This is a genomic window from Parapedobacter soli, from assembly GCF_025460835.1.
GTDB lineage: Bacteria > Bacteroidota > Bacteroidia > Sphingobacteriales > Sphingobacteriaceae > Parapedobacter > Parapedobacter soli.
The window spans coordinates 271,467-282,984 of sequence record NZ_JAMXAY010000001.1 but is presented as its reverse complement, the minus strand read 5'-3'; the positions used below and the strand labels follow the sequence as shown (position 1 = coordinate 282,984).

General features: G+C 48.6%; 6 protein-coding genes. All 6 read left to right on the top strand.

All coding sequences use genetic code 11. The annotated features are described in order from the left end of the window. Window positions 1-6 precede the first annotated feature (6 nt). The 6 genes from NGM62_RS01085 to NGM62_RS01060 all read left to right on the top strand — a co-directional run bounded on the left by NGM62_RS01085 (window position 7) and on the right by NGM62_RS01060 (window position 11,412). Complete coding sequence (locus NGM62_RS01085; RefSeq protein WP_262245296.1) at window positions 7-1,923, top strand: RagB/SusD family nutrient uptake outer membrane protein; 1,917 nt, start codon at window positions 7-9, stop codon at window positions 1,921-1,923. Window positions 1,924-1,957: 34 nt separating this feature from the next. Beyond that, on the top strand, window positions 1,958-4,225 hold the full coding sequence (locus NGM62_RS01080; protein WP_262245294.1) for a DUF4886 domain-containing protein: 2,268 nt from the start codon (window positions 1,958-1,960) through the stop codon (window positions 4,223-4,225). A 353-nt stretch (window positions 4,226-4,578) separates the two neighbouring features. Beyond that, the gene (locus tag NGM62_RS01075; protein ID WP_262245292.1) at window positions 4,579-7,872 is read left to right on the top strand and encodes a SusC/RagA family TonB-linked outer membrane protein; all 3,294 of its coding nucleotides are present in this window, start codon (window positions 4,579-4,581) and stop codon (window positions 7,870-7,872) included. Between the two features lie 11 nt (window positions 7,873-7,883). Continuing rightward, window positions 7,884-9,500: a RagB/SusD family nutrient uptake outer membrane protein gene (locus NGM62_RS01070; protein ID WP_262245290.1), complete on the top strand. Its 1,617-nt coding sequence runs from the start codon at window positions 7,884-7,886 to the stop codon at window positions 9,498-9,500. Window positions 9,501-9,517: 17 nt separating this feature from the next. Continuing rightward, entirely contained in the window at window positions 9,518-10,291 is a 774-nt protein-coding gene (locus NGM62_RS01065) for a hypothetical protein (RefSeq protein ID WP_262245288.1), read from the top strand. Between the two features lie 20 nt (window positions 10,292-10,311). Then, window positions 10,312-11,412 (top strand): DUF5007 domain-containing protein, encoded by a 1,101-nt coding sequence (locus NGM62_RS01060; RefSeq protein ID WP_262245286.1) that lies wholly within the window; start codon window positions 10,312-10,314, stop codon window positions 11,410-11,412. Window positions 11,413-11,518: the final 106 nt, after the last annotated feature.

Genomic DNA, 11,518 nt, shown 5'->3' with positions numbered 1-11,518 from the left:
TGTAAGATGAAAAAGTTTCACATTATCACGATTTTAACAACCTTGTTTCTGTTCCTGAATACAAGTTGTTCTGATTTTTTGGATAAAATGCCGGATGATCAGCTGACTATGGAAATGATATTTACCGATAAGATCAGAACGGAAGACTGGCTCGCCAGCGTTTACTCTTCGGTACCCAGCCCAATGTGGGGCTACTTTAAAGATCAAGGGTTTAATATCATGGCCGATGACATTACGATTCCGCAAGAATGGCAGCAATTTGGGTGGGCCAATGTGTACGCCTATACCATGGCAAACTGGAACCCCAACTCGGGTTGGAACCCCAACTATTGGGTGGAATTGCCCAAGCGGATACGTACGGGATTGATTTTCCTAGAAGAAGTACGGGTTATCCCCGAAGCTGGACTTACGCAACAGTATGTAGACCAGATGAAAAACGAGGTGCGTTTTCTGATTGCCTATTATTATTCGCTTATGATCGAATTGTATGGTGCGATTCCGTTTGCGCCGGGGGTGGTGTATGCCATCGATGCGCCAGCTTCTGAACTGCTGACAACGCAAACGCCTTATGATGAAATCGTAGATTGGATTGACCAGGAACTGAAAGACGTATCAACTAAGCTTCCGGCAGTTTATACCGATCGCAACGACTGGGGGCGGGTAACGTCGATAATGGCCCTAGCTGTCCGGGCACGGACGTTGCTCTTTGCCGCGAGCCCGCTATATAACGGTAACCCCGACTTGAGCGAGTGGCAGAATGCCGAAGGTGTAAACCTCTTTGATCCTAACCACGATGTCCAGAAGTGGGCACGGGCCGCAACGGCACATAAGGAGCTGATCGATGCCGCACACGGTGCGGGGTATGCGCTGTATAAGGAATACAATCCCGATGGTTCCATCGATCCGTTTATGTCTTATTATAACATGTCCCTCAAGTCGTTCAGTGCCGGTAACCGCGAAATCATTTTCGGCCGGCCGGAAAACTGGGATTTGAATGGCTTCCAGGCGCACCATTTGCCGAAAGGTATCGGCGGGAACGCGGGCATGGGTGTTACCCAGGAATTGGTGGATGCATTTTATATGGAGAATGGTGTGGCACCGATTACCGGCTACAATGACGATGGATCTCCCATTATCAACCCGGCTTCGGGTTATATAGAGAACGGGTTCTCTACGGAAGTGGATAGGCGGGAAACTGCGTGGGCCGGTGGAGGGCCTGAAAGCTTGGCAGAAAACGGTTTGAGACCGGTTACGATGGACGGTACGTATAATATGTATTGTAACCGTGAACCTCGATTCTATGTGTCGGTGATATTCAATGAGGCCTGGTTGGGCGCTGCCAATAGGCGGACCGAATTTCTACAGGGGGGCGGGAGAGATACGGGGCCGACATTTGACGCACCCCAAAATGGATACAACGTACGGAAACGGATTAGCTTGGATGTGTTCCCGCGCGAGGGAAGATTTACCTACCAGCCTGGTATCTTATATCGGTTGGCAGAAGCATATCTAAGTTATGCCGAGGCCCTCAATGAGGCGGAGGGGCCATCGGACGAAGCCTACCATTACGTCAATTTGGTGCGGGAGCGCGCCGGTATCCCCAATTTGGAGCCGGGCCTGGACCAGACGAAGCTGCGAGCCGCCATCCAGCATGAGCGGCGAATCGAGTTCAACTGCGAAGGCATACGTTTCAACGATGTGCGGAGGTGGAAGCTGGGCGAGAAGTTCTTCAATACTACTCTCTATGGGATGAATTTCAACGGTACGCGCAAAAGCGACGATAAGGACGATGCGCAAGCATTCTACAAGCGGACTTTTTACAAGAACCGGTATTTCTCAAAAAGGATGTATATATGGCCCATCCCGCAAGGGCAAATGGATATAAACCCCAACTTGAGGCAAGCGCCGGGCTACGGGGATTAATGGCTGTATCTGTCTTTTATTAATGAACTTTCTTATGAGATCAATAAAAAAATTATTCGGTATACTGGCAATCTTGCTGTGCTGCACAGCCTGCGAGGAAAACTTCTCGGTAGACTTGTCAGATAGGCAGTTTATTCGGTTAAATAAACAAGCCGTCTCAATCACCGTGGGTGAAAAATACACCATCAAGGCCATCCCCGACACCCTGGGAAGCGCATCCAAGACCTTGACGTGGAGCATCCTTAACCCGGAGGTCGCCAGTGTAGCAGCGGGCGAAGACCAAACAGCCGTCATCACCGGTTTAAGCGAGGGGAGCACCGTGATACAGGTGGAGTCGACAGACGGGAGCGTGAAGTATTTCTCTGACCTTACCGTAGGTAAGGACCGCGTCTTCAAGATATTGGCTATCGGCAATAGCTTCTCTGAAGATGCCATTGAGAATTACCTGCATGATTTTGTCGTTGCCACGGGGCAAAAAGTACTTATCGGAAACATGTATATCGGTGGGCAGTCGTTGGAAGGGCATTGGCTGAACGCCTCGGAAAACAGGGACGCTTATCAGTTGAGGCGAATAGCGGTGGATGGGAGCCGCGGTAGCATAAACAACCAAACACTCCAAGAAGCCATCGCTAGTGAAAACTGGGATTATATCAGTTTTCAGGAAGTTAGCCAACGTTCAGGAATCATCGATGGTTATCAAGAGTATCTTCCTCAACTTGTTGATTATGCACGGGCGCTGACCACCAATCCGGAGGTCAAATTTATCTTGCACCAAACATGGGCGTATGCCCAAGATTCGAATCACGAAGGGTTCAGTAACTACGATCGCGACCAAACGAAGATGTACGAGGCAATAGTGGATGCGGCGTGGCAGGCCAAAGACCTTGCTGGCATGGATATGGTCATCCCATCGGGGACGGCTATCCAAAATGCACGAACCAGTTACTTGGGTGATAAATTTACCCGGGATGGGTATCACTTAAGCTTGGGCGCGGGTAGGCTTACCGCAGCGGCAACCTGGTTTGAAGCGATCTTTGGTAATGTGCTGGGCAATTCGTTCGTGCCAGACAACCTTTCGGAGTACGATGTCATGCTGGTGAAGAATGCGGCAGCTACAGCAGTAGCCACGCCAACAGCGGTGACGGAGCTGACCGAGTTCCTGTATCCGGAACCTAATTATTTTGAACTGAATTCACCGATATACATCGACTTTGGCACCGTCGAGACCGGCGCACCGTTCAACAACTTCAGGCATCCGGATGATTTGAAGTTAAGTGAGTTGAAAGATGCCGAGGGGGCTAACTCGGGCTTTGCCATTGAGGTATCTGAACCATTTTCTGGCATGCTGGACCGTGGGCTTCAGAATGCGTTGGGAATGCCTACCACGGCATCGCAAGATATGTTCTTCAGTGATGGCATACATATTCCTCAGAGCGGATTTATCGTTTCAAATTTGAATACGAGCAAAAAGTACACGTTCGTATTCTATGGGGCAATAGGTGATAACGACACGGAAACCCGGTATACGGTAACCGGTAAAAATGAGGGCACGGGACTGTTGGACAACGATAATAACTTGGCAAAACTGGTTGTCATCAGGGATATTGAGCCCGCCGATGACGCCACGATTTCCATAAAGATGTCTGCAGGCCCTAATAATAGCCAATGGGCCCGCTTCTTTGGCGTAAACGCGATGTTGATATTGCCTGAAGGGATGGATGTACCTTTCGCCAAGAACGCCTTTGAGCTTCAACACCCCGTTTATGTCGACTTCGGAACCTTGCAGGCTAGTGCACCCTTTAACTTTTTCGATTCGCCGTGGGGTGCCCCCGTTTTTGATCTGAAGGATGAGCAAGGCACCAATACCGGTTTTTCGATGACCGTTACCGACCGGTTTAACGACCAGAACCATTCCGGTGCACCCACCAACACACTCGGGCTGCCTGGTGAGGTAAGTCGGGACGCCTTCTGGGGTGATCGAGGCAATCCCACAAGTGGATTTACAGTTTATAACCTCAATACCGATGCCACCTATCAGTTTGTGTTCTATGCATCACGTTGGGGGGTGGGCGACAATCGCGAAACGCAGTATGTAGTGAAAGGTGCCACCGAAGGCTCCGCATTGCTAAATGCTTCCGACAACGATTCGGAACTGGCGATTGTGGGAGGCATAAAACCGGCTGCTGATGGCACGATTGATATCGTGGTATCCGCCGGGCCCAACAATGATAATGGTGACCGCTTTTATTACATCAATTCGATGATGATTACGCCCGACGGATATTCGGTTCCAGGCATGTAGTTAAGCTAGGCGGCGCTTAAAAGCAGTTTTGTCGGTTTGCCGTAAAGGGTAGTTCGGATACATCCGGGCTACCCTTTTTTAGTCTTCACGGCCGGTGATGATATGATATTTTCTTTTTTTGAGACGATTCTAGTAGTTAAATGGGCCATTAATACGGTTCTTTGTGATACGATATGGGTGCCGTGTACTAACCATGGTTCATCGTCATTAAAATTTTCAATTATGGAAAGGAAATGTATCACGAATGGACGTTTTGTGAAGCGCCAAACTATTAATCCGCAACGATGGTCGCTCAGTTTACCATGGCCAGCGATGAGGAAATCCTACTTAACTAATTAAACGTATGAAAAATTATGAAGACAACTAAACGCACATGTAAAGTCCGTTTGTATTTCCACGTGGTGGTTGGCCAACTCCATTTGGTATGGCTAACTGCTATTCTGTCCGCCATGGTCATCGAACCCGTCGTAGGGTCTCTGTTGCCCACGCCGGTACACCAGCAAACGTTGGTGCACGGAAAAGTGACGGATGCAGTAACGGGCGAGGCTCTTGAAGGGACCTCTATAAAAGCCAGGGGCCTTGACAGGGCCGTCGTAACGAATGCAGTTGGTGATTTCACAATCGAAGTGCCTATGGGTACAGTGCTGATTGTATCCCGGGTAGGCTATTCCACCAAGGAAGTGGTTGCCGGGGGGGCTACGCTAAACATCGTCCTTGAAACGGACGAGAACGTGCTCGACGAAGTGGCTGTACTGGGATACCAAACCGTTACCCGCCGTGACCTTACGGGTTCTGTAGCTACGGTAAAGATGGATAATCTGCAGGATATTCCCGCGGCATCGATGCTAGAAGTACTGGCCGGCCAGGTGCCCGGTATGCAGTCGGTCCTGCGGACGGGTATGCCCGGTGGCGCCAGCGGCGGCTTGGTAATCCGTGGCAATACTAACCTCTCCGAATCAAGTGATGTGATGGGGTTGAGCAATCCATTATATATTGTTGATGGGGTGCCGATGTCACTCTCGGATCTTGCTGGATTTGACGTTACGCAAAATGATTTTTTCGCTACGATGAACCCGAATGATTTCGAATCCATCACCGTGCTGAAGGATGCGGCTGCTACCGCAATCTACGGCTCGCGAGGGGCAAACGGTGTAATCGTTATTAAGACGAAGCGGGGTACCAAGGGCGCTACGCGCTTCAATTTCAGCAGTGCTTCTGGATGGAATTTCGAGCCGAGCAGGCTACCGGTCTTCATCGGGGAGGCAGAGCGCCAAGAAAAAATGCGGCTTTATAACCAAACAATCCAAGCGTTATTTGGGGACAAGGCAGCTGTTGACGTACGGAACGGCCTGGAAATCGAGGGTTACATGTACCCGGCGGTATTCACGGATAAGTACAACCCTGCGTTCAACGGGGCGTATGATTACCAAGACCTGTTCTACCAAACTGGGTTTAACCAACAATTTAATTTGAGTATGGACGGCGGCACTGAGAAAAGCGCCTTCCGGGTAGGTTTGGGGTATTACGATGAACAAGGTGTGCTGGTTGGTTTCGATTTCAAGCGCATCACGATGAACGCTAGCCTCACCAACGATATCAATAAGTTTCTCCATAACGATTTGTCGATTATGCTCACTAGCTCGGGCAGACAAGGTGGTCAAACTGACAAGCTGCGTTCTTTCCCCACTGATCCTACGCAGTTGCCGTCATCGCTTTTCTACCGGACACCAGATGAGCTCAATTTGCTTTCAGGTAAATTGGGAGATACGTATCAATCCAATAACAGTTACATGTTGAATCTGAACGAGAGTCTCCGTATTAAGTTGGTGGACGGCTTGACGTGGGATAATCGTGGTGGCTTATCCGCGAATTTCGGTCGTCGGGATTATTTTGTGCCGAGTACGGCGTCTAATAATGGCCTTTCACAAGGGCAATCACTCAACAGCCAGAATTTTGTTTTAAACGGCCTCTCTCTATTGAGTTACTATAAAACGTTCGAAGATCATGAGTTTACAGCGTTGTTGGGAACAGAAGTTAATATGGAGCGGCAGTATGCGACCAATCTGTATGGCCAAGATGGGCCGAGCGACTATGTAAAGGTAATCCAGAACTATAAGGTGGAGGAAACCTCGGGAATCAGCGACATTGTAAAAAGCAATCTGCTTTCGTACTTCGCCAACGTTTCGTACGGGTACAAAAACCGTTACAAAATAGAAGGTGTGCTACGTAGGGATGGGTCTTCAAGGTTCGGGGCCAACAATAAATGGGCTACCTTTCCTTCTGTCAAAACCTATTGGATTTTCTCGGACGAACCTTGGTTGGAGTCGGCCAAATCGGTGTTGAATTTCGGGAAGATTCGGTTGTCCTATGGGTCTTCAGGAAGTATCGATCCAGACCCTTTGTTACAGTACAATTCGTTCATCTCTACTTCCAATATCGGTGCGGGTATCAACAATATCTATGCAAACCGATTCGACATCAAGACATATGGGGGAGTCGGTACATTGGTGTCCGACTTTGACAAAATCGCCAACCGATCACTGTCGTGGAGCCAATCTACCGAGTCCGACCTCGGGGTTGACCTTGAGCTGTTTAATCGTCGGCTCTATATAATCGCAGATGTCTACTCAAGACATACTTCCGGAGCGGTATACACCTCTGTATTACCACAGTTTGTCGGTTACAATTCCATCCGGTCTAATTTGGTGGATATGATCAGTAACGGTTGGGAGGCTTCATTTACGACCTACCTTTTCCCCCGCACTTCGTCTACGCAATGGGACTTCACCTTGAATTTGGCACGAAACCAAACTGTGATTTCCAGACTTGGCAATGGCGGCAGGGATTACTTCGGTTCAAATTATGCTTTTGTGGTGGGCCAGCCAGCGTTCCAATATTATACGTATGAATACCTCGGCCCCCTGCAGGACGTCAATGATCTGCCAGTGAATCCGATGACGGGCGAGCCGATGAAGTATTATGGTGCTGATGCCGGCTTGGCACTCAACCAACAAGGAAAAATTTTCCCTGGGATGCCGCTGTTTACCGATGTCAATGGAGATTATCAGATTGATGGACACAATTACGGTAACGATCGTAAGATTATTCAGGGGAAATCGCCTGAACCAAAAATCATGGGTGGGTTTCAGACCAACTTCAGGTACAACAACTTCTCGTTACGTATCCAGTCGTCTTTTGCATTTGGTCACTACATTTTCAATTCAAACCTCCAGCAGATGCTCTGGAGCTACGATGATCAAACGCTCTTTTTTACCCGTGCATTGTATGATCTGTCGGACAATGTCAAATTCTGGGAGCAGCCGGGAGATGACGCTTACTATCCCATGCGCTATATTACGTATAGCGATGGTGGGAGTGCCCGTTCGTTCCGGGAGTCATCCATGTTCATCGAAAGAGGCGATTATTGGAGTATTGACAACGTCACTCTCTCCTACAATCTTCCGCAGAGATTTATCCAGCGGCTGCGGGTGCGCGGCATTAATGTATACGGGACCATGCGTAACGTCTACATGTGGAAACAATCGTCGGTGCCAGACCCACGTGTTATCACCAAAATGGGCTATTATAATGGGCAGGGTTATCCCATCTCTCGCAATATGGTCATTGGTCTGAACATCAATATTTAAGTCGAAATAATATGAAAAAGACAATGAAGAAACTGATGACGGGTATGATGGTGTTTAGCCTCTTGGCGGCATCATGCGGCAAGGATTTTCTGTCGCCCGAACAAGTCAATCTGGTCTATAACGATGTGTACTGGTCGAGTGAGCAGGATGCGGAAAAAGCGGTGCTAGGTGCGTATGCGCTGTACCGCGGCCTTATGGTCAACGCACAGCTTTACGAACGGGGGGATGTGACAACGGGGTATTTCAACCGCGGATGGAACGGTGGTTCCAGCAATGCGTTTTACCATATCCCCGATTTCACCAATGTAAGTGGTACACAGAAGTCATGGGGTGCGCTGGAATCTTTTGCTAATTGGGGAGGTTATTACAAGGTAATTGCCCAATTGAATCAATGCATCAGCTACATTCCGAAAATGGCCGACAATGTGTTCGCTTCGGGAGCCAAAAGCAAGTTACTGGGCGAGGCGTATTTTTTACGGGCGCTTATCTATTACCATATCGCCACCATTTGGGGTAACGCCCCATTGGTGCTTGACGCAATCGAAAATTCCAACCAGGTTATCGATGGCGAAAGTGTGCCCATCTACCAAGGACGGTCTACCGATATCGAGGTAGTCGAATCGGTACTTAGCGATGTCACCGAAGCAATCAGCCGGCTTGACTACGGTACTCCCGGCACTGCAGCATGGGGTATCCGAGCCAATAAGGGAGGCGCACTCGCGTTGGGTGGATATGCGAATCTGTGGATGGCGTTCCTCAAGGAACGTGACGGCCAGCCCAATGAGACTTACCGCTCGGCTGCCCTGCAACAGCTCACGGATGCGGTGCAAAACGGCCGGTATGCATTGGAACCCTATAGCAGTGAATCGGCTGTCAAGGCGATATACCAAGGGCAATCCAACGAAGCGGTTTTCGAACTCAATATATCCTACGAGCAGGGAGAGACTTACCGGGCCGACTATGGTGGTATTCAAGCGCTAACCACGAAGTTAATACCCTTGGATGGTGATGTGAATAAAGACCGAGCTAGCAATATCAACTTCGTACCGGCATCAAAAAAGCAGTTTATTTATCCTGAGTACCCGCAAGATAAACGGGGCGACCTGTTCTTCGACGCGTGGGATTCGCCATACAATGAGCCCTTTTCGGATGTTAGTCAGGTTGCTACTGACCGCACCAAGGTCACGTGGATGACAAAGTTCGCATCGTTCATGGTCGATCCGTCGCGCGAGTGGAACGAGTATGTTGCCTATTTCGCCGATTCGAACATCCCTATTTTCCGGTTCACCGATGTCAAGTTGTTGCTCGCCGAAGCTTACGTGAAAAATGGACAAGCGGCACTGGCTGTTCCCATCATCAACGAAATTAGGGAACGGGCCGGCTTATTACCTTACACCGGTAGTGACTATATGCAGGAAATTATGCGGCAACGCACAGCTGAGCTCATCGGTGAGGGAAAGATTTTCTTCGATTATGTGCGGAACAATTATTTTCCCGATCCTTCATCGGCTATGAATGCTGACCGTTATGCGCAGCAGGGATACTATTGGCCAGTAAGCGGAATTATCCTCACCAATAACAAAATGGTGCAGCAAACACCCTACTGGAATGGAAAAACCACGTGGTAAAATCAAATTATGAGAAGATGAAAAAGTTATTCATATTAATATTAATGGCCACTCCACTTGTATTCTTGTCTTGCGAAAAGACCGACTACATTATCGGCGGCGAGAATAACCCAACCAATCGGGTTGATGTGACGACGATGGAATACTTGGCTGCCAACGAAGTTACCCAAGAAACTGCTAAGTTGTTTGAACGAGCCGGGTTATCATCTGTTGTGAACGGCGATGTCACAGTTTTGGCCCCAAGTATCTATGCGATAAACAGGTATCTGCGGCGCCAGAATAACAGGCGTCTACGCTTAAATCCAGATAGTCCGTTGATGACCGCCGATGACATCACACAGGAAGAGTTGCAGCAGTTGAAAATTTACCTGGTCCCGGGCAAAATCTGGCGGGAGACTATTCCCGAGGAGGGGCTTGAAATATCTACGCTTAGTGAGGGTGATTCGGTACGGATCCGGCTGGTGGAAGTGACAGCCGACCCAGGTGCGGCGTGGGATGGGGGCAGTTCACCCGGAGCCGGTTACCAATATCCCAATTTCATGCAAACGACACCCAAACTTATCGAAGCTCACTTCAAGCGGGGCGACTCGTGGGAGAATACATTAACTGCTCGCCTTGCATTGGGATATGACAACCCCGAGTGCGACCAAGTATACCAGATGTACCTGTCGGACGTGTTGACCACAACCGGTGCTGTACACATTATTTACTCTGGTAATTATTCATACACCGAACATTATTATTACCATTCCCTATTTTTCTTTGGCACCAGGGCAGACGACTTATTGTAAAACCACATAGACTGAATGAGATGAAAAGGACACTATTCCACATAACTGCTGTACTGCTGTTTTTTCAATCGGCATGCACGAAAATACCCTCCGAGAAAGGGTTCCTAAGTCCGGACCTCTACCTGAAAGGGATGGATACGCTGTACTTACCGCTAGGTAGCAAAGGTTCTACCGATGTGGCATGGCTTGACGGTTCCACCATGCCTGTGGAATTCAGCATCGAAAACGTACGCGACGCTAACGGCCAGCGTTCGGAGCAATTCTTCGTGACCTATCCTTACCGTACTTGGGTTCAGCCTTATAACAATAAGACGGATACTACGTTAGAACTGGTCAACGCTAAAATTGCGGAAATCCCGACGACACCGTTGTTCATCAACCCAATCAATGGGATGTTGCAATATTTGGAAATCACAAACAACCTGCAAAGCCCTGGTGATGTGTACCATGTAGATGTAAGAGCGAAAAATACAGCTGGTGAACGTATCTACCCAGATTATGCAGTCTTGAAACTTTCCGAAAAAAGCAGACCTTTCGAAGTTTATTGGGTTACCACTTCCATCTTGTTGGTAAACGAAGCCGGCGAAAGTATTTTCACCTTATATGACGACATTACGGAAAATGATCTCGAACGGCGCGAAAACATTATCGCGCGGAATGGGAAAGAGTTTTTGGAGGTTTATAAAGTGAACGATGAACCCTCCGTGGGCATAAAGGTGCTCATCCAGTACAAGGATGCTGAGGGGCGGATTTTTGATTCTGAAGAATATCAAACTTATTCAGAAGGAACCGAAAGTTATCTAGATTATGCTGTGAACCGGCAGAACACCGAAGAAGGGGCCTGGTTGGAGTTTCCGGTTACGCCGTGGCCTACTCGCCAAGACTTGCTTTCCTACCTTAAAGGGGGAACGATGGATTATACGGTGTTGGATACAGCCACCCTACGCCGTGAGATTTACGAAGAGGAGAAGTATCCGTTCCTGAATCCCTGGCCCGACCCAGAATGGGGAGCGAAGCAGTGGTATATCCGATTGCGTTCAAGGATATTGTTTAGGGAGAGCGGGACGTACGTCATTTCCTGCACGTTCCCGTATACTCATTTAGACAAAACATTCGACTAATTTCTTTTAACATACTTGCGATATGGCTCAAGCTCATCAGAAACTACTATTATGGTGCGTGCGTTTGAAAAACAAGCTGTTCTTTACATTTGGATTTATAATTACG

Excerpts from the sequence above, each read along its gene's own strand:
- NGM62_RS01065 (WP_262245288.1), top strand. The coding sequence starts at position 9,518 with ATGAAAAAGTTATTCATATTAATATTAATGGCCACTCCACTTGTATTC.
- NGM62_RS01060 (WP_262245286.1), top strand. The coding sequence starts at position 10,312 with ATGAAAAGGACACTATTCCACATAACTGCTGTACTGCTGTTTTTTCAA.
- NGM62_RS01080 (WP_262245294.1), top strand. The coding sequence starts at position 1,958 with ATGAGATCAATAAAAAAATTATTCGGTATACTGGCAATCTTGCTGTGC.
- NGM62_RS01085 (WP_262245296.1), top strand. The coding sequence starts at position 7 with ATGAAAAAGTTTCACATTATCACGATTTTAACAACCTTGTTTCTGTTC.
- NGM62_RS01075 (WP_262245292.1), top strand. The coding sequence starts at position 4,579 with ATGAAGACAACTAAACGCACATGTAAAGTCCGTTTGTATTTCCACGTG.
- NGM62_RS01070 (WP_262245290.1), top strand. The coding sequence starts at position 7,884 with ATGAAAAAGACAATGAAGAAACTGATGACGGGTATGATGGTGTTTAGC.